General features: G+C 70.1%; 21 protein-coding genes. 12 read left to right on the top strand and 9 right to left on the bottom strand.

Annotated features, from left to right (window positions below; genetic code table 11):
- Positions 1–153: 153 nt before the first annotated feature.
- Together N1032_RS12950 and N1032_RS12945 are read left to right on the top strand one after the other, a co-directional pair.
- Entirely contained in the window at positions 154–1,326 is a 1,173-nt protein-coding gene (locus N1032_RS12950; protein ID WP_259539510.1) for an ROK family transcriptional regulator, read from the top strand.
- 72 nt (positions 1,327–1,398) lie between these two features.
- Positions 1,399–2,217 (top strand): MBL fold metallo-hydrolase, encoded by an 819-nt coding sequence (locus N1032_RS12945; protein WP_259539509.1) that lies wholly within the window; start codon positions 1,399–1,401, stop codon positions 2,215–2,217.
- 275 nt (positions 2,218–2,492) lie between these two features.
- Here the strand turns inward: N1032_RS12945 and N1032_RS12940 are convergent, their stop codons facing one another.
- The 3 genes from N1032_RS12940 to N1032_RS12930 all read right to left on the bottom strand — a co-directional run bounded on the left by N1032_RS12940 (position 2,493) and on the right by N1032_RS12930 (position 6,171).
- Positions 2,493–3,989 carry an RNA polymerase sigma factor gene (locus tag N1032_RS12940; protein ID WP_259539508.1) on the bottom strand — a complete coding sequence of 499 codons (1,497 nt, stop codon included), beginning with the start codon at positions 3,987–3,989 and terminating at the stop codon, positions 2,493–2,495.
- Complete coding sequence (locus N1032_RS12935) at positions 3,971–4,348, bottom strand: YciI family protein (RefSeq protein WP_259539507.1); 378 nt, start codon at positions 4,346–4,348, stop codon at positions 3,971–3,973. Before N1032_RS12935 ends, N1032_RS12940 begins: the two co-directional genes overlap by 19 nt.
- Positions 4,349–4,467: 119 nt before the next feature.
- A complete protein-coding gene (locus tag N1032_RS12930; RefSeq protein ID WP_259539506.1) occupies positions 4,468–6,171 on the bottom strand; it encodes an HNH endonuclease signature motif containing protein in 1,704 nt (567 codons plus the stop codon).
- A gap of 89 nt (positions 6,172–6,260) precedes the next feature.
- Between N1032_RS12930 and N1032_RS12925 the strand changes: the two genes are divergently transcribed.
- Positions 6,261–6,830, top strand: a complete 570-nt coding sequence (locus tag N1032_RS12925) for an HhH-GPD-type base excision DNA repair protein (protein WP_259539683.1) — start codon at positions 6,261–6,263, stop codon at positions 6,828–6,830.
- Between the two features lie 102 nt (positions 6,831–6,932).
- On the opposite strand, the gene N1032_RS12920 is transcribed toward N1032_RS12925, so the two are convergent.
- Together N1032_RS12920 and N1032_RS12915 are read right to left on the bottom strand one after the other, a co-directional pair.
- Entirely contained in the window at positions 6,933–8,087 is a 1,155-nt protein-coding gene (locus N1032_RS12920; protein ID WP_259539505.1) for an aminotransferase class V-fold PLP-dependent enzyme, read from the bottom strand.
- Positions 8,088–8,121: 34 nt separating this feature from the next.
- Positions 8,122–9,141, bottom strand: a complete 1,020-nt coding sequence (locus N1032_RS12915; protein WP_407933035.1) for a YczE/YyaS/YitT family protein — start codon at positions 9,139–9,141, stop codon at positions 8,122–8,124.
- 61 nt (positions 9,142–9,202) lie between these two features.
- On the opposite strand from N1032_RS12915, the gene yczR reads away from it, so the two are divergent.
- On the top strand, positions 9,203–10,663 hold the full coding sequence (gene yczR, locus N1032_RS12910) for a MocR-like transcription factor YczR (protein ID WP_259539504.1): 1,461 nt from the start codon (positions 9,203–9,205) through the stop codon (positions 10,661–10,663).
- Positions 10,664–10,680: 17 nt separating this feature from the next.
- Positions 10,681–11,271 carry a PaaI family thioesterase gene (locus tag N1032_RS12905; protein WP_259539503.1) on the top strand — a complete coding sequence of 197 codons (591 nt, stop codon included), beginning with the start codon at positions 10,681–10,683 and terminating at the stop codon, positions 11,269–11,271.
- A gap of 31 nt (positions 11,272–11,302) precedes the next feature.
- Here N1032_RS12905 and N1032_RS12900 read toward each other — a convergent pair whose 3' ends face one another.
- The 3 genes from N1032_RS12900 to N1032_RS12890 form a co-directional block, all read right to left on the bottom strand.
- Positions 11,303–11,848 (bottom strand): Dps family protein, encoded by a 546-nt coding sequence (locus N1032_RS12900; RefSeq protein ID WP_259539502.1) that lies wholly within the window; start codon positions 11,846–11,848, stop codon positions 11,303–11,305.
- A 101-nt stretch (positions 11,849–11,949) separates the two neighbouring features.
- Positions 11,950–12,435, bottom strand: coding sequence for a pyridoxamine 5'-phosphate oxidase family protein (locus N1032_RS12895; protein WP_259539500.1), 486 nt, complete (start codon positions 12,433–12,435; stop codon positions 11,950–11,952).
- Positions 12,436–12,529: 94 nt separating this feature from the next.
- Positions 12,530–13,663 carry an AI-2E family transporter gene (locus tag N1032_RS12890; protein WP_310795947.1) on the bottom strand — a complete coding sequence of 378 codons (1,134 nt, stop codon included), beginning with the start codon at positions 13,661–13,663 and terminating at the stop codon, positions 12,530–12,532.
- Between the two features lie 95 nt (positions 13,664–13,758).
- On the opposite strand from N1032_RS12890, the gene N1032_RS12885 reads away from it, so the two are divergent.
- Complete coding sequence (locus N1032_RS12885) at positions 13,759–14,121, top strand: DUF7882 family protein (protein WP_259539498.1); 363 nt, start codon at positions 13,759–13,761, stop codon at positions 14,119–14,121.
- On the opposite strand, the gene N1032_RS12880 is transcribed toward N1032_RS12885, so the two are convergent.
- On the bottom strand, positions 14,118–14,324 hold the full coding sequence (locus N1032_RS12880; protein ID WP_259539497.1) for a hypothetical protein: 207 nt from the start codon (positions 14,322–14,324) through the stop codon (positions 14,118–14,120). The genes N1032_RS12885 and N1032_RS12880 overlap by 4 nt on opposite strands.
- Positions 14,325–14,572: 248 nt before the next feature.
- Here N1032_RS12880 and N1032_RS12875 point away from each other — a divergent pair, with 248 nt between their 5' ends.
- From N1032_RS12875 to N1032_RS12850, 6 genes are read left to right on the top strand one after another with little or no spacing between them, the layout of a single operon-like run.
- Positions 14,573–14,662, top strand: a complete 90-nt coding sequence (locus N1032_RS12875) for a potassium-transporting ATPase subunit F (protein WP_259539496.1) — start codon at positions 14,573–14,575, stop codon at positions 14,660–14,662.
- A gap of 1 nt (position 14,663) precedes the next feature.
- Positions 14,664–16,337 (top strand): potassium-transporting ATPase subunit KdpA, encoded by a 1,674-nt coding sequence (kdpA, locus tag N1032_RS12870; protein WP_259539495.1) that lies wholly within the window; start codon positions 14,664–14,666, stop codon positions 16,335–16,337.
- A gap of 11 nt (positions 16,338–16,348) precedes the next feature.
- The gene (gene kdpB / locus N1032_RS12865) at positions 16,349–18,421 is read left to right on the top strand and encodes a potassium-transporting ATPase subunit KdpB (RefSeq protein ID WP_259539494.1); all 2,073 of its coding nucleotides are present in this window, start codon (positions 16,349–16,351) and stop codon (positions 18,419–18,421) included.
- A 19-nt stretch (positions 18,422–18,440) separates the two neighbouring features.
- Positions 18,441–19,040: a K(+)-transporting ATPase subunit C gene (gene kdpC, locus N1032_RS12860; protein ID WP_259539493.1), complete on the top strand. Its 600-nt coding sequence runs from the start codon at positions 18,441–18,443 to the stop codon at positions 19,038–19,040.
- A 39-nt stretch (positions 19,041–19,079) separates the two neighbouring features.
- Entirely contained in the window at positions 19,080–21,770 is a 2,691-nt protein-coding gene (locus N1032_RS12855; protein WP_259539491.1) for an ATP-binding protein, read from the top strand.
- The gene (locus N1032_RS12850; RefSeq protein ID WP_259539490.1) at positions 21,767–22,453 is read left to right on the top strand and encodes a response regulator; all 687 of its coding nucleotides are present in this window, start codon (positions 21,767–21,769) and stop codon (positions 22,451–22,453) included. The genes N1032_RS12855 and N1032_RS12850 overlap by 4 nt, the downstream gene beginning before the upstream one ends.

The following is a 22,453-nucleotide window of genomic DNA, read 5'->3' as shown; positions in this document are numbered from 1 at the left end:
GTTGGGGCACTACTGCGTGCCTTCGGTTTTCGAAACTACGCGCACTTTTGATTTATTGCAACACAAAAGTTGGCTGACTTTCTCTTTTATGTGGTTACAATGACTGCACGTCAATTCGATGACCGCGATGGAGCTCTGCGTAAAGTGAAGGATGTGCGAACCCACGTCGGTGAAGTCCTCGCGCTCTTTCGCGAGCACGGCGAACTGAGCCGCACCGACGTGATCGAGATCTCGGGTCTGTCACGCTCGACGGTCAATCAGCGGCTCGCCTCGCTGCACTCCGCCGGCCTGATCGAGGAGATCGGCGGCGGCGAGTCGACCGGAGGGCGGCCGTCGAGCCGGTTCGCCCTGAATCGCCGGCGCGCGGTGCTGCTCACCGCCGACATCGGGGCCACCGGATTCGTGGCGGCGGTGTGCGATCTCGGCGGAACACCGTTGCGGCACGTCAGCGAGCTGGTCGACGTGTGGGACGGGCCGCACCGCGTGCTCGGCGCAGTCGGCGCCGCACTCACCGAGTTGCTCGGCGACGAAGAGGTCTGGGGCATCGGCATCGGCGTTCCCGGTCCGGTGGAGTTCGCCGCCGGGCGCGTGGTGAACCCGCCGATCATGACCGGCTGGGACCGCTTCGACATCGTCGGCTGGTTCGCCGACTACGGCGTGCCGGTCGTGGTCGAGAACGATGCCAACTCCCGCGCGGTCGCCGAGGCGCGCCCGCACCGGCACGACAACCTCATCAGCCTGAAGCTCGGCACCGGAATCGGGTCGGGGCTCGTGTTCAACGGCCAGATCATCCGCGGCAGCGAGGGAGCGGCCGGCGACATCGGCCACACCAGGGCCGCGGTGCCGGATGCCGCGAACCCCCTGCCGTGCCGGTGCGGCAACGTCGGCTGCGTCGAGGCCTACGCGGGCGGCTGGGCGTTGATCCGCGACCTCGAAGCGGCCGGGGTGCACGTCGACAACGTGGCCGAGGTCGTCTCGCTCGTGAAGCTCGGCAACATCGAGGCCGTGCGGCTCGTGCGTCAGGCGGGTCGGGTGCTCGGCGACGCGGTGGCCGACCTCGTGAGCATTCTCAACCCCGAGATGATCGTCGTGTCGGGTCAGCTGGCCGATTGCGACGAAGTGCTGTTGTCGGGCGTTCGCGAACGGGTCTACCAGCGCTCGCAGCCGTTGGCCACGCGCAACCTGGCCATCCGGGTGTCGCAGCTCGGGGAGTTCGCCGGGGTGACGGGGCTGGCGTTGATCACGGCCGATCAGCTGTTCTCGACCGACCGCATCGACGAGCTCTTCGAGTCGCTCGGGGAGCCACCGGTTTCGGCTGTGCAGTAGACAGGCAACGGATGCCGGTGGTGCAGTAGGAGAAGCAGAACGGGACTTCTCCGCATCACGAGGGGGTCGACGATGACCATCTGGACCTGCGCAACCTGTGCGATCGAGCATCCGGACACGCCGTCGCCGCCGGCGCACTGCGCGATCTGCAGCGACGAGCGGCAGTGGGTGCCGGCATCCGGGCAGCAGTGGACCAGCCGCGACCAGCTGGAGGCCGAGGGCTACCGCATCGTGGTGCGCGAGCTCGAGCCCGATCTGTTCGCGGTCGAAACCGACCACGAGCTCGGCATCGGGCAGCGCGGACTGCTGGTGCGAACGCCGGGGGGCAACCTGCTCTGGGAGCCGCCGGGATTCATCGACGCCGCAGGCATTGCTGCGGTGGCGGAGCTCGGCGGGGTGGCGGCGGTGACGGCGAGTCATCCGCATCTCACCGGCTCGTCGATCCAGTGGAGTCACGCCTTCGGCGGCGCGCCCGTGCTCGTGGCTGAAGCGGATGCGCGCTGGATCAGGCGGCCTGACCCAGTGATCGGGTTGTGGAGTGGCGATCTCGAGCTGCTGCCGGGAGTGCGGCTGGTGCAGTGCGGCGGGCACTTCGCCGGCAGCGCCGTGGCGCAGTGGCGGGCGGGCGCGTCGGGCCGCGGGGTGCTGCTGACCGGAGACACGATCATGGTGGGGGCCGACCTGGCGTCGGTGTCGGTGATGCGGAGTTACCCGAACCTGATTCCGCTGCCGGAACGACTCGTGCGACGCATCGCGGGCACCGTGGGGGAGCTGGAGTTCGACCGGGTCTACAGCGCGTTCCGGGTGATCGAGTCGGGGGCGGCGGGGGTCGTGGAGCGGGGGTTGGAGCGGTATGTGCGGTGGGTGCGGGGGGATGTCGCGGAGGATTGAGGGTTTTGGTTCGACTGGCGCTGGCGGGGTCGGGTCGGGTGGTGGTCACGGGTTTCCGGTTCGGCACTGGGGCTAGGGGTTGAGCGGAGCTCAAAGGCGCCCCAGCACCGAACCGGAAACCCGTGACCGCGAGTTAGGGGCGCGGGCTGCGCCGCGATGGGATCGGGTAAGTGGCCTCCCGGCGACGGGGTGGTGGTGGGTGGGGCCTGGCGGTGGGTTGGATGCGTTGGGGTGGGGCTGCCGGCGGCTTGAGGGGGAGGTCGTGGGAGTGGGGGTTAGTGGGGGAGGGTGGATTGGTGGTGGTGGAGGGCGGTGCGGAGGTGGGGGTCGGTGGTGAGGGTGAGGGCGCGGGTGTAGGCGGTGTGGGCTTCGGTGGGGCGGTCGGAGCGGGCGAGGAGGTGCGCTCGGGTGGCCCAGGCGGGTTGGAAGCGGGCCAGGTCTGGTGCTTCGGTGGCGAGGTGGTCGAGGTAGGCGAGGCCGGCTTCGGGGCCGTCGACTTCGGCGATGGTGGCGGCGAGGGAGACGTGGGCGCCGAGGGTGGGGGCGACTCGCACGAGGGCTTCGTTGAGGGTGCGGAGGGTGCGCCAGTCGGTGTCGCCGGTGGATGCGCGGGCGCAGTGCACCGACTGCATGGCGGCCTCGAGCTGGAAGCGGCCGAAGGGGATGGGTTCGGCCGTGCCCTCACGGGTTGCGAGGGCGTGTGCCCGGCGCAGGTGGGACTCGCCGCGGGCGATGAGGGCGTGATTCCAGAGGGTGGGGTCTTGGGCGTCGAGGGGAATCCAGTCGCCTTCGGGAGTGGTGCGGGCACCCGTTCGCGCGATCGAGAGGCAGAGCAGAGCGGCCAGTCCGTGTGCTTCGGGCTCGGTCGGCAACAGGTCGGCGAGGGTCTCGGCCAGGTAGAGCGCTTCGGCTGAGAGGGACTCCCGCAGCGTCTCGCCCGATACGCGCTGCCAGTCGATGGCGTAGGCGCCGTAGACCGCTTCGAGCACGGGGGCGAGGCGGCCCGGCATCGCCGTGCGGTCGGGCACCGTGAACGGGATGCCGGCCGATCGGATGCGCCGCTTGGCTCGCACGAGCCGCTGCGCCATGGCGGGAGCAGGCACGACGAAGGCGGTGGCGATCTGCTGGGCGTCGAAGCCGAGCACGGTCTGCAGCATCAACGGGGTGCGCACCGCGGGGTCGATGGCCGGGTGGGCGCAGACGAAGAGCAGTTCGAGTCGCTTGTCGGGAATCGCTTCAAGATCGGGCGCATGGTCGTGCGCGAGCGTCACCGCGAAGGGGTCGTCGACGGTGGTGGGGTGCTGGGCGCGGCCTCCGCCCGCATCGCGAGTCGACTCGGTGGGTCCGGATGATTCGATCAGCAGGTCGAGAGGGACCGACGTGCGGTGGGCCGCTGAGCCGAGTTCGTCGCGCTGCCGATTGCGGGCGACGGTGAGCAACCAGCCTTCGGGATTGTCGGGCACCCCGCTCTCGGGCCACCCGCGCAGGGCCCGTTCGAATGCGTCGGCCAGGGCGTCTTCGGCCGCGACGATGTCGCGGGTCGGTGCCGCCAGCAGTGCCAGCAGCCGCCCGTAGGCCGTGCGGGCCACCTGTTCAGCCGTCACCGCCGCGGCATCCCCCGCGTCGCGCCTCGTCGTCGCCGAGGCATCCGGCGCATTGAGGTGGGCCGTGGCCGCGGTGGTGTCGCGCTTCGCGGCCGCCGGCCCGCCCGTGGTGGGCGAGGCGGCCGGACCGGTCGAGGGCGCGGGAGGGATCATCCGAGTTCGTGCCATTGCCCGTCGCTGAACGACAGGGCGGTCGGACGGATCTCGATCACGCCGTACTGCGCGCCCGGGCACTTCTCGGCCCAAGCGATGGCGGCATCGAGGTCGGGCACGTCGACGACGAAGGCGCCCGCCAGTTTCTCTTTGGTGTCGGCGAATGGGCCGTCTTGCACCTCGAGGGTTCCGTTGCGGAGTGTGATCGTCGTGGTGGCCGCGGAGGGCTGCAGGATGTCGGCCGAGATCAGCACGCCCGCCTGTTCGAGTGACTTGGCGTAGGCGTCGAAGGCCGCGCGGAACGGTGCCATGTCTTCTTCGGTGACGCCGGCGTCTTGTGCTTCCTGGTTGGTGAGGAGCAATGAGTAGCGCATGCTGTGGTCCTTTCGTGGTGGTCAGGTTAGCCGCGTTCACGGGCGGCTTCTACAGTGATGACGATCGAACCGGGCCGCGATCGACACCCCCGGCAAATTCACGTGACGAACTCTCCCGGTCAGAACGGTGGCGGGTCGTCGTCGAGCTCGCCGCTCGGTGGCGCGGCGACGGGTGGCGCGAGAGATGGGGGCCGCGGTGTTCGTGGCGCGGCGATCTGGCCGGTCGGTAGGGGTGGTGCGGTGCTCGAGCCAGACGGTGGGGGTGGTGCGGCGCTCGGGGCGTGCGGGCATGCTGGGGCGCTTGCGCCAGGCCGTGGGGCTACCGGTTCGGGTGGCGTGCCACCCGGGTGCGTTGCGTAGCGGGTGCCGCGGGGGCTGGTCCAGTGCAGGGTGCGGGTGCCGTCGTCGGAGCCGGTGACCTTCCAGCCTCCGTCGTGCTTGAGGTGGTGGTGCTTCGGGCAGGGGTGGGCGAGGTTGTCGGGCGTGGTGCGGCCGCCCTCGGCCCATGCGTGCGTGTGGTCGAGCTCGCACCGCGACGCCCGTCGACCGCAGTTCGGGAACCGGCAGGTGTCGTCGGCGAGCATCAGCGCCGTTCGCAGCATCGGGGAAGCGTCGTGCTGGTCGCGCCCGACCGCAGCATCGGCGACCGGGCGTGCGCGATGGCGGGTGACCACGACCGGCCCAGACGAATCGGGCCTGGTGAGCGCTCGCAGGAATGTCGGGGCGAGGGCCGCGATCTCGCGGGCCATGACCGGATCGATCGGGCCGTAGCCGTGCAGCTCGGCCGGATCGTCGTCGGCACCCGCGATGGTCGACGCCTTCACCGTGACGACCACGCTGGGCGTGATGCGCGGGCGCTCGCCGCGACCGAGGATGAGGTTGGTGAGCGCGTCACTTCGGCGCTGGGCGTGGGTGCGTCGAGCCTCGGCGCTGACGATCGCGGAGGAACTCGCAGCGGCATCCGCGCCGCCCGCCGTGGTCGCGGCCGACTCACCAGGGGTGGGTGGCCCGCCTAGCCGCTCGCCCGGGCCGCCCTCACCACGCTGGGAGCGCGCGATCTTGTCGATGAGATCGTCGATGGCGAGGGCGTCGACGACGGGAAGGTGGTGACGGATGCTCGCCATGCCGTCACCGTCGACCGAGAAGGCGACGTGCCGCTCGGCGTGGGCTGCCCGAGTGCGGTCGATGATCGAGTCGGGGTGCACCCGCTCACGCAGCCGATGGGCCTGAATGTCGAAGCGGTGCGGCGCCAGCGCCGCCGCGACCGGAAGCAGCTGCTGCTCGAACGAGGCCCGCGCCGAGGCCGGCACCGTGATGGCGTGCCCGATCATGACACGGGCGTGCCGATAGGAGATCTCGCCGCTCTCGAGGGCCGTGAGCGTCGCCGGCAACTCGTCGACCAGCCGCTCGCTCTCGTCGATCAGGCGCGAGACGGCACCCTCGGTGCGATGGGTGGCGCAGCCGATCTCTGCCGCGAGCTTGCGCCGCACCCATTCGCGCCCCGCGGATGTCGCCGCGGTGCCGTCGCGCCGCGACATCCGCGCGGCGACCGCTGCGATAGCGGCCAGGTGGCGGGCCCGCCGGGCCTCGGCTGCTGCGATCGACGCGTCGTCGGCCGCGATGGCGCGCAACAGTTCGTCGAACTGCAGGCCGAGCTCGTCGAGCTCGAGCGAGTCGGAGACGGAGACGGAGTCGGAGTCGGAGTCGGCATCGGCGCCCGACCCCCCTGACGACCCGGAAGCCCCGAACGGCGCGAGCGCAGCACCGAGCCCGCCCGGCACCGAGGAGGGTGCCGAGGAGAACGAGACGCTGGATTGCTTCATGAGGATCAGTCAATACCATGCCTCTGACATTGGGGATTCGGGGTGCGATCGACACCGCCCCCCGCCCCGTGCCAGCATGGAGCATGGCCATCTCGCTCCACATCACCGGCGATGCCGCCGCCGATGAACTGCTCTCGACCGATCCGTTCGCGCTCATGATCGGCATGCTGCTCGACCAGCAGATCGCCATGGAGACTGCCTTCGAAGGGCCGAAGAAGATTCTCGACCGCGTCGGCGCCCTCGACGCCCACACCCTCGCGAACTACGACCCCGAGGCCTTCGTCGAACTCTTCCGGCAGACGCCCGCCGTGCACCGCTACCCCGGATCGATGGCAGCCCGCGTGCAGGCCCTGAGCGCCGCCATCGAGTCGGAGTGGGGCGGCGACGTCTCCCAACTCTGGACGCGCGACCACCCCGACGCACCCACGCTGCTCAAACGCCTCGAGGCGCTCCCGGGCTTCGGCAAACAGAAGGCGCGCATCTTCGTCGCCCTGCTCGGCAAGCAATACGGGGTCACACCCGCCGGCTGGCGTGAGGCGGCCGGGCCGTATGGCGAAGAGGGCTCGTTCCGCTCGGTGGCCGACATCGTCGACGCCGACTCGCTCACCCGCGTGCGCGAGACCAAGCGCGCGGCGAAGGCCGCAGCCAAGCAGGCCTGACCCGCGAACCTCGGATGCCGCGGCCCTCGGATGCCGCTGCCCACGGATGCCGGGGCCGGCGTCGCTCGCGCCGGCGGATGCTGCGAACTCCGGATGCCGCCGCTACCCGACGGCGCCGGCCCCGACGCCGCCGGCCCCGACGACCCTCCCCGCTGTCTCCACGGCCTCGAGCGTCGTCGTCGCGTGCACCGCGAACCGGATGCGGTCGTCGGCGTGCAGCGTGCACGTCACCCCCGCGGCGGTGAGCCGAGCGTGCACAGCAGCCGCCCCGCCCGCCCCGAACCCCGCCACCACGATCCCGGCCCGCGACTCCGCCGGCCGCGGCGAGAGCACCAGGATGCCCGCGGCATCCAGGGTGTCAATCAGGGCCGACGCCATGCCCTCGATCCTCGCCTCGATCGCGGCGACGCCCACCGAAGAGGCCAGTTCCGCGGCCGCCGCCAGCGCCCCGCTCGTGAACGGCGACAGATTGGTCACCGAGAACCGCTCGGCCCCGGGCAGCAGCGCGTGCTCCGCGCCGTCGTAGAGCGCGGCATCCTCGACCGCCGACCAGCCAGACAACGTGGGGGCGAACGCCTGCAGCCCGCGCTCCGAGAAGCCGATGAACCCGGTGCCCCACCCCGCCCGCAGCCACTTCTGGCCGCCCACCACCACCGCATCGGCCGGCGACCAGTCGGCATCGATGGCCCCGAACCCCTGGATGCCGTCGACCACCAGCAGCCGATCCGGCCCGATCACATCCCGGATGCCCCACAGATCGGCCCGGTACCCCGTGCGAAAGTCCACGGCGCTCACCGACACGACCCTGGTCGCGGGAGTGAGCGCGTCGGCGACCCGCTCGGGGGTCACCATCACGGGAGAGACGGCATCTGACCCTGCCCCCGACCCCGGCAGCGGCCGCACCCGCACCCGCCCCGCGTCGGCCGCACGCCGCCACGGAACGAGATTGGCCGGAAACTCGTCGAGACTCACCAGCACCTCACCGCTCACCCCGAACGCGAGCTGCATCAGTCCCTGCGACGTGCTCGTCGTGAGGGCGATGCGCTCGGCCGGAATGCGCGCCAGCGCCCCGACCGCCGTGCGGGCGCGCCCGTCTTCGCTGTGCAGGGTCGCGGATGCCGCCGGACCACCCTTCGCCGCGATCGCGAACAGGCGCTGCACCGTGTCGGTCACCGCCCTCGACGGCGGGCCGTAGCTCGCGTGATTGAGGTAGAGCGGATCTTCTGAGAAGGCGTCGAGATAGTCGGCCAGGGCCATGGTTCTCCTCGGTGGGGCTGCGGGCGAGACGACCTTACCGCGGCGCCGGCAGCGCGGGTGGCGCGCTCGACGAAGGCGGCGGTGCCGACACCGGCGACCGCGACGACTTCGACGACGGCGACCCTGGCGATGTCGACTGCGACCCTCGCGATGAGGGCCCGGACGATGAGGGCCCGGACGATGAGGGCTCGGACGACGGCGATCCCGCCGAGCGCGGCCGTGACCCCGACGACCGCGACCGCGACGACCGTGACCGCGACGACCGCGACGCCGGCGACCCCGACGCCCGCGGCACGGCGCCGAACAGCGGCAGCGTCACCGCGCAGAGCGGCCCGATCGCCAGCGCGAACACGAGCGTGCCGATGCCCACGTCACCCCCGAGCAGCCAGCCGACGAGCAGCACCGATCCCTCGACCACGCCACGGCCCAGCCAGATCGGCCAGCCGAAGCGGCTCCGGATGCCGGTCATCAACCCGTCGCGCGGACCGGGCCCGAGATCCGCACCGATGTAGATGCCGCTCGCGACCGCGAGCAACAGCAGCCCCGCCACGAACAGGCCGACCTGCATCCCGAGCATCGACAGCGACGCGCCCGAAGATCCAGATGACCCCGACCACAACGACGCTGACCACAGCGACCCCGACCACAGCGACGAACTCGACCACACCGCCGACCCCGACCCGGTCCCCGCCCACGACTCCACCGGCGGCACCAGCCGCAGGCCGAGGTCGATCGACGTACCGACGACCAGCACGTTGAGCACGGTGCCGAGCCCCGGTCGCTGCCGCAGCGGAATCCAGAGCAGCAGCACGCCGAGGCCGATGACGTTCGTGAGGATGCCGATGCTCCACCCCGTGCGTTCGGCCACGCCCTGCGCGAGCACGGTCCAGGGTTCGACGCCGATCGACGCCCGGATGATCAGGCTGTCGGCGAACCCGTAGAGCACGAGCCCTGCGAGCAGACGCAGCACCCGCAGGGCGCGCGGCACCCCCGGAGTCCGCGGCACGCGCAGCAGGAGCAGCACGCGGAACAGGCGGAAGGATCGAACGCTCACTCGCAAAGCCAATCGCGTCATTGGCCGTTGATCAAGTAGCCAATGTCGATAGGGTGGTTGCATGGCTGACGCACGAATCGGAACCCGGTCGCTCATCGCACACCTCGGTGACTGGCGGCAGACGACCGGCCCCTCCTATCTGGCGCTGTTCGATCGCATCCGGTTGCTCGTGCTCGACGGCCGCATCGCGGTCGACACCCGCCTGCCCGCCGAGCGTGACCTCGCACAAGCCCTCGGCGTGAGCCGCACGATGGTGTCGGCCGCCTATCGCGAGCTGCGCGACGCCGGTTACACCCAGAGCGTGCGCGGCTCGGGCAGCGTGACCCGGCTGCCCGGGCGTGCGCCGGTGGGCGGCCAAGACGTGTCGGGCGACTTCATCGACTTCAGCAAGGCCACGCTCCCGGCCTATCCCGGTCTCTATGCCGCCACGCAGCGGGTGATGGATTCGTTCGCCGTCGAACTGGGCGGCAGCGGGCTCGATCCCTTCGGCTCCCGCGCGCTGCGCGAAGCCGTCGCCGACCGCTACACCGCGCGTGGACTGCCGACGAGCGTCGACCAGATCATGATCACCATCGGGGCGCAGCACGCCATCTTCCTGCTGGCGCGCGTGCTGCTCGGCCGGGGCGACCGGGCCGTGGTCGAGCTGCCGAGCTACCCGCACGCCTACGAGGCGCTGAAGGCCGCCGGCGCGCGCCTGGTGCCGGTGGCGGTGGGCGCGAAGGGAACCAGCGACGACGGCATGCACGGCTGGGATGCCGTGGGCCTCGAGCAGGCCTTCGCCCGCACCAGCCCGGCCCTGGCCTACCTCATGCCCGACTTCCACAATCCCACCGGGGAGTCGATGCCGGCCGAGCTGCGCAGTCAGGTGCTGAGTGACGCGGCCCGCCAGGGCAGCCTGGTGATCGCCGACGAGACCACCGGTGAGCTCGACATCGACCGCGCCGAGTCGTTCCTGCCGTTCGCGGCCTACGGCGACGCCGCCACGGCCGACTCGGCCATCACGATCGGCTCGGTCGGCAAGACGGTGTGGTCGGGGTTGCGTGTCGGCTGGATCCGCGCCACCCCCGCGATCATCCGCAAGCTCGCGGGAGCCCGGTTCGCGGGCGACCTCGGCACCCCGGTGCTCGACCAGCTGATCGTCGCCGAACTGCTGCGCGACTTCGACCCCGTGCTCGAACTGCGCTCGGCGCAACTGCGTGAGGGCCGCGACACGATCGTGAGCATGCTCGGCGAGCGGTTCCCCGACTGGCGGGTGCCGCGGGTCGACGGTGGTCTCGCGGTCTGGGTGAACCTCAGGGAGCCGTTCAGCTCACAGCTCGCCCTGTCGGTGCGATCGCGCGGAGTGCTCATCACCGCGGGGCCCAGGTTCGGCCTCGACGGGGCCTTCGAGCGGTTCATCCGCATTCCGATCGGCCACCAGCTGCCCGAACTGAAACGGGGCCTCGACGCCCTCGCGGCCGGCTGGAGCACGCTGTCGCACCACCCGATGCCGCCGTCGGAGCTCTACGCCGACGTGGTGTGAGGTCGTAGCCTGACGGCATGGAATCCGACGACGCATCCGCACCTCCACCCGACGCCGCCTCGCCCGACGCAGATTCACCCGACGCCGCCCCACCCGACGCAGCCCGACAACCGGTCCGCCGCCGCCTGGTCGAGTGGGACGACCCCTTCATCGGCGTCAAGGCCGCCGCCGGCCTGACCGGCCTGGAGTTCCTGCAGGCCATGATCGACGGCGAGCTCCCGCCGCCGCCCATCGGCAAGCTCGTCGACATGACCCTGGTGTCGGCCGAACCCGGCACCGCCACGTTCACCTGCACCCCGAACGAGTCGCACTACAACCCCATCGGCATCGTGCACGGTGGCCTGGTGTGCACGCTGCTCGACTCCGCGGCCGGCTGCGCCGTGCAGACCACTCTGCCCGCCGGCGTCGGCTACACCTCGATCGAGATCAAGGTGAGCTACCTGCGCCCGCTGCACCACGACAGCGGCGAACTCACGTGCGTGGGCCGCGTGGTGAAGCCGGGCCGGCGGGTCGCGTTCGCCGAGGCGTCGGTGACGGATGCCGCGGGCAGAGTCGTGGCCACGGCCACGAGCTCACTGCTCGTGTTCCCGCTGGCGGCCACCGGCTAGCGGCCGCCGCTAGTCGGCCGAGACCGCCAGGTCAGCGCGACTTGGCGGGCTTGCGGTTCTCGGCGCTCACCATCCAGGCGTGCTGCTCGAGCTTCTCGATGATGCCGTGCAGGATGTCGGCGCTCGTCGGGTCGGCCTCGTCGACGGTGTCGTGCACCTCGCGCATGGTTCCCACCACGGCCTCGAGCCGCACGGTGACGAGATCGACGGTCTCGGCCGTGTCGATCTCGCCGTTCGGGTATTCGGGCAGCGTGGTCGTCGCGGCCACGGTGTCGCTGCGCCCGTCGGCGACGGCGTGCAGGGCGCGCAGGCGCTCGGCCACCACGTCGCTGAACTCACGGGCGTCGTCGATGATCTCGTCGAGCTGCAGGTGCAGGTCGCGGAAGTTCTTGCCCACCACGTTCCAGTGCGCCTGCTTGCCCTGAAGATGCAACTCGATCAGGTCGACGAGCACCTTCTGCATGCTGTCGGTGAGCTCTTTCGACGCCTTGAAGCCGCGCTCGGCGTTCTGGCGGCGGGTGGGCTTGGCTCCGGCGTCGGAGGGGGCTTCGACGTGCCGTTCGATGGTGGAGGTCATGATGAGTCTCGCTTTCGTCGTGTGGGGGGTGTGCGGGTGAGGGGGTGCGGAACTGAGGGCGAAGAGCCGGTCGCGCGGCCGAGTGACCGGCGACCCATGCCTCAGAGCTCGACGGTGCGGTTCTCGCCCACGTCGGGCTGGCCGCCGGTGACCGCTGCCTTCGCGATCTTGAACAGGGTGACGGCCCGCGGGTCGTCCATCGACCAGTACTCGGCCGACTCGGCGTGCAGTTTCAGCAGCGCGACGGTGGGGTCTTCGCGGCCCTCGGGGAACCAGGCCTCGACGCCCTTCGACCACAACTCGTCGATCTTCGCCTGGTCGCGCTCGACCGTGGCGGTGCCCGAGACCGAGAGGTAGCCCTTGCCGGATTCGAACGCGGCGTTCACCTGGGGGTTCACGGCGATGTCGTCGGTCTTCTCGCTGGGGTGCTGGGTGAAGAACCAGAGGTCGCCGTCGAACTCCGCCTCTTGAACGGCCAACGGCCGGCTGTGCAGCTCGCCGTCGGCGGTCTGGGTGGTGACCAGGGCGATCTTCGACGCGGAGATCAGTTTGGAGATGGTTGCGATGTCGTCTTCGTGATCGGTCATGCCGCCGAACCTACGCCGGTCGGGGCGAGTCGGTCAGGGGTTGCGTCAGGCTCCCAGGCGAGGTACAGCGATGGGCCGACCGGCTCCCAGGCGGTCAGAGCTTGGCGTCCTGCTTCGGAAAGACGACCTTCTGAATGATGATGATGCCCGAAGCGGCGATCGGGATGGCGACCAGCGCGCCCAGCACCGAGCCCAGGGTGCCGCCCGCGACGGCTGCGATCACGACGATCGCGCCCGGCACCGAGACGGCACGGTTCATGATGCGGGGGCTCAGGAAGTAGGCCTCCACCTGCATGTAGATGATGTAGTAGATCGCCGCGACGAGGGCTGTCAGCGGTGACGCGAACAGGCACACGAGCACGATGATGATCGAGCCCGAGAGGGTGCCGACGAGCGGGATCAGCGAGGCCAGGAAAGCGACGAACGCGAACAGCGCCGGCAGCGGGGCCCCGATGATGCTCAAGAAGATGAGGCTCAGGATGCCGTTGATGGCCGCCAGGCCGATCTGCCCCACCACGTAGCGCCCGACGGCCCCGGTGACGTCGTCGGTGAGCGATGCGAACGCGGGCCGCTTGTTGGCGGGCACGAAGCGGTAGGTGACCCGCTTCATGCTGCGGAGCGACGCGAGGAAGTAGAGCGTCAGGATGAGCACGATGACGGCGCCCGTCGCCCCCGACGCGATGCCGGTGCCGACGGCCAGCAGGCCGCCGCCGACGGCGAGCAGGTTGTTCGGGTCTTGCACGAAGTCGGTGGCGCCCTGCACCGCCTTGTCGATGTCGATGATGCCGCCGAGCTGCGACTGCACTCCGGCGACGAAGTCGCTGTTGGTGAAGTCCTTGAGAATCTGCGGGAACTGGTCGATGAAGTTCGACGCCTGGTCGACGATGAGCGGGATGACGGCGAAGAGCAGGCCGCCGAACACCAGGATGACCACGGCGAAGACGATCACGATGGCGAGCCAGCGCTTCATCTTCTTCTCGAGCCACGACACCAGCGGGTCGAGTCCGAGCGCGAGGAACAGGGCGACGCCGATGTAGATGAGCACCGTGCTGAGCTGCGTGATGATGCCGCCGATGAGGATGGCGAGCAGCACGCCCAGCGCGCCGACCAGACCGATGCGGAAGGCATTGATGCGCACCGCGGGCACGGTGTCGTGCCCCGCGATCTCGAGGTCGGACCCCGGCTGCAGGGCGGCCCCCTCGGGGGTCTGCGGCTTCTTCTTGAACACGAACACCTCATCTCGACGTGCTCGCAACACTAGTGCGGCGAACGGATGCCCGCCCGTATGCGGTACTCAGGCCGGTTGCGTGCGTTAATGGGGGCATGGGAAAGCTCTTGTACGGCACATCGAGCATCGAGATCGAGTTCGACGACCGCACACTCACACACCTGCAGATCGTCATCGCGGCGAAACTGCGGCGCAAAGAGAGCTTCTTCTTCTCCTGGAAAGACGACCCCGCGATCGGCGACGGGCGCTCGAGCATCTGGCTCGACGCATCCATTCCTCTTTATTTCAAGTTCGCAGGCGGCCGCGTGCCCTCGATCAACCGCGAGTGGCTCGACATCCTGACCCAGTCGTCGAACGGCAGCGGTGGGCTGCAGTTCACCGAGGAGCCGGGTGCCAACGGCAACGGGCACAACGGAAACGGGCACGGCGGTGCCAACGGGCCCGCCACCGTGCGCTAGAGAACTGCCTCCAGCGCCGCCTTCGCGTCGTCGAGGCTCGGGTAGGTTCCGAGGTGCTTTCCGCTGCGCCCGGTCACGACGAAGCCGTGAACCCACTTCTCGGTGACGATGCCGATCGGCCCGGCATGTGGTGTGGTCGCGACCCACAGGCCCAGTTGGGCCTCGCGCCAGGTGATGGCGCGCGCGGTCAGAGTTTCGGTCATGGTTCTCCTTTGAACTCGACTCGAAAAGCATAGGTCGAACCGGGCGCGTATGGAACGCGTGGGGTTCTCGCGGCGTGGCGACAGGAAATCGTTAGGACCGACAGGGGCTGCCCGGCAGCGGCGTTGAATCGACATCCGTCAGTCAACACCGTTCGGATGGAGATACCCGTGCTCGACATCGTCTATGTCGCTGCGATCCTTGCCCTATTCGGCATCGTCGCCCTCGTCGCCTGGGGGGTCGGCAAGCTGTGATCGTCATCGAACTGCTCGCCGCGGTGCTCGGTGTCGCCGCCGTCGCCTACCTCGTCTACGCCCTCGTGAAGCCGGAGCGTTTCTGACATGGAGACCTGGCTCGCCGTCGCGCAATTCGCGACCCTCGCCCTCGCCATCGCGCTGATCTATCGGCCCCTCGGCGACTTCATGGCGCACACCTTCACCTCGGCCAAGCACCTCAAGGTCGAGCGCGGACTCTACCGCGTGGTCGGGGTCGCCCCCGACTCCGAGCAGAGCTGGGGGGCCTACCTGCGCGGTGTGCTCGCCTTCTCGCTCATCGGGGTGCTGCTCGTCTACCTCATCCAGCGCCTGCAGGCCGTGCTGCCCTACTCGCTCGGGTTCCCCGCGATTCCCGAGGGGCTCTCGTTCAACACCGCCGTGTCGTTCGTGACCAACACGAACTGGCAGTCGTATTCCCCCGACGTCACCATGGGCTACACCGTGCAGTTGATCGGCTTGGCCGTGCAGAACTTCGTGTCGGCCGGCGTGGGTCTCGCCGTGGCGATCGCCCTGATCCGCGGCTTCTCGCGCCGCTCCACCGGCACCCTCGGCAACTTCTGGGTCGACCTGACCCGCGGAACCTTCCGGGTGCTGCTGCCGCTGTCGTTCATCGCGGCGATCGTGCTGATCGCCGGCGGCGTCATCCAGAACTTCTCCGGGTTCACCGACGTGACGACCCTCACCGGAGGCACGCAGTCGATCCCGGGCGGGCCGGTCGCGTCGCAGGAGGCCATCAAGCTGCTGGGCAACAACGGTGGTGGCTTCTTCAACGTGAACTCGGCGCATCCGTTCGAGAACCCCACGCCCTGGACCGACCTGTTCGAGATCGTGCTGATGCTCGCCATCCCGTTCTCGCTGCCCCGCACCTTCGGCACGATGGTGGGCGACAAGCGGCAGGGCTACGCCGTGCTGGCCGCGATGGGAACGATCTTCGTGGTGTCGCTCGCGGCGCTCACGACCTTCGAGATCATCGGCGCCGGCACCGGTCCCATGGCCGCGGGCGGGGCGCTCGAGGGCAAGGAGCAGCGCTTCGGCGTGGCGGCATCCGCTCTCTTCGGCTCCACCTCGACGCTCACGTCGACCGGTGCGGTCAACTCGATGCACGACAGCTTCACCTCGCTCGGCGGCATGATGACGATGTTCAACATGATGCTCGGCGAGATCGCGCCCGGCGGCATCGGGGCGGGCCTCTACGGCATGCTCGTGATCGCCATCATCACCGTGTTCATCGCGGGGCTGCTCGTCGGCCGCACGCCCGAATACCTCGGCAAGAAGATCGGCCCGCGCGAGATCAAGCTCGCGAGCCTCTACATCCTGACCACCCCCGTGCTCGTGCTGCTCGGCACCGCGCTCAGCTTCGCCATTCCGGCGGTGCGAGCGGATGTCGAGGGCACCTCGATCTGGAACCCCGGGTTGCACGGCTTCAGTGAAGTGCTCTACGCCTTCACCTCGGCCGCCAACAACAACGGCTCGGCCTTCGCCGGCATCACCGCCAACACCCCGTGGTTCAACACTGCGCTCGGCGTCGCCATGCTGCTCGGCCGGTTCATCCCGATCGTCTTCGTGCTCGCGCTCGCCGGGTCGCTGGCCGCCCAGGGCAGGATCCCCGTCACCGCCGGCACCCTGCCCACCCACCGCCCGCAGTTCGTGGGCCTTCTCGTGGGCGTCGTCGTGATCGTCGTCGCCCTCACCTACTTCCCGGTGCTCGCACTCGGGCCTCTCGCTGAAGGGCTGCAGTAACCATCATGTCGATGTTCACGTCACAACTCGCCACGGGCATTCCCGGGGCCTTCCGCAAGCTCGATCCGCGGGTCATGTGGAAGAACCCGGTGATGTTCATCGTCGAGGTCGGAGCCGCGCTGACGACGTTGATCGCCATCGTGCAGCCGTTCCTCGGCTCGGGGGACGCGGCCGGTTCGGTCGCCTTCACCTGGGGCATCGCCGTCTGGCTCTGGCTCACCGTGCTCTTCGCCAACCTGGCCGAGGCCGTGGCCGAGGGCCGCGGCAAAGCCCAGGCCGCGAGCCTGCGCAAGACCCGCACGAGCACCATGGCCGTTCGCGTGGTCGACTACGACCCGGCGCACGACCCGGCGGCCGAGCGTGCCACGACCACGCAGGTGGCCTCGGCCGATCTCAGACTCGGCGACACGGTCGTCGTGGTTGCGGGTGAGCTGGTTCCGGGCGACGGCGACATCGTGCACGGCATCGCCTCGGTCGACGAATCGGCCATCACGGGCGAGTCGGCGCCGGTGGTGCGGGAGTCGGGTGGCGACCGCAGCGCGGTCACCGGCGGCACCCGCGTGCTCTCCGACCGCATCGTGGTGCGCATCACCTCGAAGCCCGGCGAGACCTTCGTCGACCGCATGATCCGGCTCGTCGAAGGGGCCTCGCGGCAGAAGACGCCGAACGAGATCGCCCTCAACATCCTGCTCGCGAGCCTCTCGATCATCTTCTTGATCGTGGTGCTCACCCTCGGGCCGATCGCGGGCTACTCCGACGCCGCCCCGTCGGTCGCGGTGCTCGTGGCGCTGCTCGTCTGCCTCATCCCCACCACCATCGGTGCGCTGCTCTCGGCCATCGGCATCGCCGGCATGGACCGCCTGGTGCAGCACAACGTGCTCGCCATGTCGGGTCGCGCGGTCGAGGCCGCGGGCGACGTCACCACGCTGCTGATGGACAAGACGGGCACGATCACCTACGGCAACCGTCGCGCATCCGAGCTGCGGTCCCTCGTGGGGGTCGACAACATCGCGCTGCGGGATGCCGCTGCACTTTCGTCGCTCTCCGACCCCACCCCCGAAGGCAAGTCGATCGTCGACCTCGCCGAACAGCAGGGCTTCCGCCGGCCGTCGACGGTCGACGGCGAGATCGTGCCGTTCACGGCGCAGACCCGCATGAGCGGCATCGACTTCGCCGACGGTCGCCAGATCCGCAAGGGCGCCGGCTCGGCTGTCACCGCCTGGGCCCGCGAGACGGGCACCAAGGGCAGCTCGCTGTTCGACGAACTGCAGGAACAGACCGACGCCATCGGCGAGCTCGGCGGAACGCCGCTCGTGGTGGCCGTGCGCGAGCCCGGCCGCCCCGCGCAGATCCTCGGTGTGGTCTACCTCAAGGACATCGTGAAGGAGGGCATCGCCACCCGGTTCGCCGAACTGCGCTCGATGGGCATCCGCACGGTCATGGTGACGGGCGACAACCCGCTCACGGCCAAGGCCATCGCGGCCGAGGCGGGCGTCGACGACTACCTGGCCGAGGCGACGCCCGAGGACAAGCTCGCCCTGATCCGCCGCGAGCAGGAGGGCGGGCGTCTCGTCGCCATGACCGGTGACGGCACCAACGACGCCCCGGCCCTCGCGCAGGCGGATGTCGGCGTGGCCATGAACACGGGCACCTCGGCGGCCAAAGAGGCCGGCAACATGGTCGACCTCGACTCCGACCCCACGAAGCTCATCGACATCGTGGCCATCGGCAAGCAGCTGCTGATCACGCGCGGGGCGCTCACCACGTTCTCGATCGCGAACGACGTGGCCAAGTACTTCGCCATCATCCCCGCGATGTTCGCCGCGGTCTTCCCGGGTCTCGCGCTGCTCAACATCATGCAGCTGCACTCGCCGGCCTCGGCGATCCTCTCGGCGGTCATCTTCAACGCCCTGGTGATCGTGGTGCTGATCCCGCTCGCGCTCCGCGGTGTGAAATACCGGCCGATGTCGGCATCGCGCATCCTGAGCCGCAACCTGCTCGTCTACGGGCTCGGCGGCGTCATCGCCCCGTTCATCGGCATCAAGCTCATCGACCTCGTCGTGAGCCTCATCCCCGGTTTCTAGAAAGAAGGCTCCTGCTCTCATGGCTCCTACACGCGGTTTCGCCCGCCCCTACTGGGTGGCGTTGCGCTACATGATCGTCGCCACCGTCACGCTCGGCATCGTGTTCCCCCTGGCGGTGCTCGGCGTCGGTCAGCTCGTGCTGCCCGCCCAGGCCAACGGCTCGATGGTGACGGATGCCGACGGCACGGTCGTCGGTTCGTCGCTGATCGGGCAGTCGTTCACCGACGACGACGGCAACGCCCTGCCCGAGTGGTTCCAGTCGCGGCCCTCGGCCGCAGGCTATGACGCGGCGGCATCCGTCGGCAGCAACTACGGCCCCGAGAACCCCGACTTCCTGGCCGAGATCGACGCCCGCAAGGCCGCGATCTCGGAGCTGGAAGGGGTGCCGGTGGCCGACATCCCGGTCGACGCGCTCACCACGTCGGGCTCCGGACTCGACCCGCACATCAGCCCCGCCTACGCTCTACTGCAGGTGCCTCGTGTCGCAGAGGCGCGCGGACTGGAGGAGTCGCAGGTTCATGATCTGGTCGAGTCCTTCATTCAGGGCCGTGACCTCGGCTACCTGGGCGAGCCGACCGTCGACGTGCTGCGGCTCAACATCGCGCTCGCCGCGCTCTGACGAGGTGGGCCCCTCGGCGCTCCCTGACGGGGGCCGGTCGTGAAGCAGGGCAGGCTGCGGGTCTTGCTCGGCGCCGCTCCCGGCGTCGGCAAGACCTACGCCATGCTCGAAGAGGGGCGGCGCCTGCGGGCGGCCGGAAAAGACGTGGTGGTCGCCGTGGTCGAGACGCACGGGCGGGCGGCCACCAAGGCGATGACCGCCGGCTTCGAGATCGTGCCGCGCGTGCTCGTGTCGCACCGCGGGGTCGAGCTCGCCGAGATGGATCTCGACGCCGTGCTCGCCCGAGCTCCCGAGTACGCGCTCGTCGACGAGCTGGCCCACACCAACGCCCCTGGCCTCGCCCACGAGAAGCGCTGGCGCGACGTCGAGACCCTGCTGGATGCCGGCATCGACGTGATCTCGACCGTCAACATCCAGCACATCGAGTCGCTCAACGACGTGGTGCAGCAGATCACCGGCGTGCCGCAGCGCGAGACGATTCCGGATGCCGTGCTTCGCGAAGCCGACCAGATCGAGGTCGTCGACCTCGCGCCCCAGGCGCTGCGCGACCGGCTGGCCGAGGGTGTGGTCTATCCCGAAGCGCGGGTGGATGCCGCGCTGTCGAACTACTTCCGGCTCGGCAACCTCACGGCGCTTCGTGAGCTCGCCCTGCTCTGGCTCGCCGACGAGGTCGACTCGTCGCTGCAGAAGTACCGCAGCGACCACGGCATCGGCGACAAGTGGGAGGCGCGCGAACGGGTGGTCGTGGCGCTGACCGGCGGGCCCGAGGGCGAGACGCTCATCCGCCGTGGCGCCCGCATCGCGGCGAGGTCGTCGGGCGGGCGGTTGCTCGCCGTGCACGTGACCAGCCAAGACGGGCTGCGCGACCCGAATCCGGGCGCGCTGGCCGCGCAGCGGCAGCTGGTCGAGAGCCTGGGTGGCAGCTACCATCAGGTGATCGGCGACGACATCCCGACCGCCCTGGTGGAATTCGCCCGGGCGAGCAACGCGACGCAGCTCGTGATCGGGGTGAGCCGGCGCACCCGCCTGAGCGCGCTGCTCACGGGTCCCGGCATCGGCACCACGGTCATCCGCGAGTCGGGCGACATCGACGTGCACATCGTGACGCACGCGGCAGCCGCCCGCGGTCTGCGCGTGCGGTTGCCGGGGTCGCACGGGGCGCTCTCGCTGCGCCGCAGGCTCTACGGCTTCGCCTTCGCGCTCGCCGCGGGGCCCCTGCTCACCTGGCTGCTGTCGGCGTTCCGCAGCGAGGAGTCGATCACGTCAGACGTGCTGAGCTACCAGCTGCTCGTGGTGGTTGCGGCGCTGATCGGCGGCATCTGGCCGGCGCTGTTCGCCGCGGTGCTGAGCGGACTCACACTCGACTTCTTCTTCGTGGCACCGCTCTACACCGTGACGGTGAGCGACCCGCTGCACATCCTCGCGCTCGTGCTCTACGTGGTGATCGCCGTGCTCGTGAGCATCGTGGTCGACCAGGCGGCCCGGCGCTCGCGCATGGCGCGGCGCTCGGCGGCCGAATCGGAACTCGTGGCCACCGTCGCCGGCAGCGTGCTGCGGGGCGAGGACGCCCTGCAGGCCCTCGTCACCCAGACCCGCGAGGCGTTCGGCCTCACCGGCGTGCGCCTGCTGCGCGCCGGCCGCCCCCTCTACACCGACGGCGAGCCCGCCCCCGCGGCCCCCGCCGCGCCCCCGTCCGCCCCCGACGCGCCCCCCACCCCCTCCACCCCTTCGCCGAGTGGTCACGAAGTGCGCCAAAACGCGCCGGATGCCGCCGAAAGTGACCACTCGCGGGAGGGTGGGTGGCGCGAGGAGCGCTCGGGAGGCCGAGGACGCGAGGAGCGGGAGGGTGGGGACGGGGACGGGGTCGTCGAGGTGCGGGTCGACGACGAGACCGTGCTCGAGTTGCACGGGCGGGAGCTGGCGGCATCCGATCGCCGGTTGCTCGCCGTGATCGTGGTGCAGCTCGCGGCAGCACTCGAGCACGCGGGGCTCGAAGAGACCGCGCGCGAGATGGCGCCGCTGGCCGCCGCCGACCGGGTGCGCTCGGCCCTGCTCGCCGCCGTGGGCCACGACCTGCGCCGCCCGCTCACCGCCGCGACCGCCGCCGTCACCGGGCTGCGCGCGCGGCAGTCGTCGCTCACGCCGGCCGACCGCGACGAGCTGCTCGAGACGGCCGAAGAGAGCCTCGCCTCACTTGCGCAGCTGCTCACCGACCTGCTCGACGTCAGCCGCGTGCAGGCCGGGGTGCTCGGGGTCTCGCTCGAGCCCGTCGATCTCGACGACGTCATCCCGGCCGTGTTCGACGAGCTCGGGCTCGGCCCCGAAGAGGTCGACCTCGACATCCCCGCCGATCTGCCGGCGTTCGACGCCGACCCCGTGCTGCTCGACCGGGTGCTGGTCAACCTGCTCTCGAACGCCGTGCGCTACAGCCCCGAGGGTGAGCGGGTCGTGGTGGCGGCGAGTGCGTTCGCCGACACGGTGCAGATCCGGGTGATCGATCGCGGCCCGGGCATTCCGAGCGATCGGCGCGACGAGGTGTTCGTGCCCTTCCAGCGGCTCGGCGACACCGACAACCTCACCGGGCTCGGGCTCGGTCTGGCCCTCTCGAAGGGCTTCGCCGAAGGCATGGGCGGCACCCTCGACACCGAGGAGACTCCCGGCGGAGGCCTCACAATGGTGGTGACGCTGCCGGTGGCTGCGCCAGTCGACCAGGAGGGCGCCGACCGATGAAGATCTTGATCGCCGACGACGACCCGCAGATCCTGCGGGCGCTGCGCATCACCCTCGGCTCGCAGGGCTACGACATCGTCACGGCGGCCGACGGCGCCGAGGCGATCCGGCTCGCCGCCGAGAGCGCTCCCGACCTCATCATGCTCGACCTCGGGATGCCGCGGCTCGACGGCCTCGAGGTCATCCAGGCCGTGCGGGGCTGGTCGGCCGTGCCCATCCTCGTCGTGTCGGGCCGCGCCGGGTCGGCCGACAAGGTCGACGCCCTCGACGCGGGGGCCGACGACTACGTCACCAAGCCGTTCGCGATGGACGAGCTGCTCGCGCGCATCCGTGCCCTCACCCGGCGCGCCACCCCCGGAGCCGCGAGCGACGAGCCCGTCGTGACGTTCGGCGGCGTCACGGTCGACCTGGCGGCCCGGCAGGTCACCCGAGCCGGCGATCGCACCGCCATCCGCCTGACGCCCACCGAGTGGAAGGTGCTCGAGCTGCTCGTGCGCAACCCCGGCCGGCTCGTCACCCATCAGGAGCTGCTCACCGAGGTCTGGGGCACCCATCACGTCAAGGAGACCGGCTACCTGCGTCTCTATCTCGGCCAATTGCGCAAGAAGCTCGAACCCGAGCCCGCGCATCCGCGCCACCTGCTCACCGAAGCGGGGATGGGCTACCGCTTCGTGCCAGACTGA

This window comes from Herbiconiux daphne, assembly GCF_024979295.1.
Classification (GTDB): Bacteria; Actinomycetota; Actinomycetes; order Actinomycetales; family Microbacteriaceae; genus Herbiconiux; species Herbiconiux daphnes.
The sequence above is the reverse complement of the archived record's forward strand: the minus strand, read 5'-3'. Positions and strand labels throughout refer to the sequence as shown.

Excerpts from the sequence above, each read along its gene's own strand:
- N1032_RS12945 (WP_259539509.1), top strand. The coding sequence starts at position 1,399 with ATGACCATCTGGACCTGCGCAACCTGTGCGATCGAGCATCCGGACACG.
- N1032_RS12940 (WP_259539508.1), bottom strand. The coding sequence starts at position 3,989 with ATGGCACGAACTCGGATGATCCCTCCCGCGCCCTCGACCGGTCCGGCC.
- N1032_RS12935 (WP_259539507.1), bottom strand. The coding sequence starts at position 4,348 with ATGCGCTACTCATTGCTCCTCACCAACCAGGAAGCACAAGACGCCGGC.
- N1032_RS12930 (WP_259539506.1), bottom strand. The coding sequence starts at position 6,171 with ATGAAGCAATCCAGCGTCTCGTTCTCCTCGGCACCCTCCTCGGTGCCG.
- N1032_RS12920 (WP_259539505.1), bottom strand. The coding sequence starts at position 8,087 with ATGGCCCTGGCCGACTATCTCGACGCCTTCTCAGAAGATCCGCTCTAC.
- yczR (WP_259539504.1), top strand. The coding sequence starts at position 9,203 with ATGGCTGACGCACGAATCGGAACCCGGTCGCTCATCGCACACCTCGGT.
- N1032_RS12905 (WP_259539503.1), top strand. The coding sequence starts at position 10,681 with ATGGAATCCGACGACGCATCCGCACCTCCACCCGACGCCGCCTCGCCC.
- N1032_RS12900 (WP_259539502.1), bottom strand. The coding sequence starts at position 11,848 with ATGACCTCCACCATCGAACGGCACGTCGAAGCCCCCTCCGACGCCGGA.
- N1032_RS12895 (WP_259539500.1), bottom strand. The coding sequence starts at position 12,435 with ATGACCGATCACGAAGACGACATCGCAACCATCTCCAAACTGATCTCC.
- N1032_RS12885 (WP_259539498.1), top strand. The coding sequence starts at position 13,759 with ATGGGAAAGCTCTTGTACGGCACATCGAGCATCGAGATCGAGTTCGAC.
- N1032_RS12880 (WP_259539497.1), bottom strand. The coding sequence starts at position 14,324 with ATGACCGAAACTCTGACCGCGCGCGCCATCACCTGGCGCGAGGCCCAA.
- kdpA (WP_259539495.1), top strand. The coding sequence starts at position 14,664 with ATGGAGACCTGGCTCGCCGTCGCGCAATTCGCGACCCTCGCCCTCGCC.
- kdpB (WP_259539494.1), top strand. The coding sequence starts at position 16,349 with ATGTTCACGTCACAACTCGCCACGGGCATTCCCGGGGCCTTCCGCAAG.
- kdpC (WP_259539493.1), top strand. The coding sequence starts at position 18,441 with ATGGCTCCTACACGCGGTTTCGCCCGCCCCTACTGGGTGGCGTTGCGC.
- N1032_RS12850 (WP_259539490.1), top strand. The coding sequence starts at position 21,767 with ATGAAGATCTTGATCGCCGACGACGACCCGCAGATCCTGCGGGCGCTG.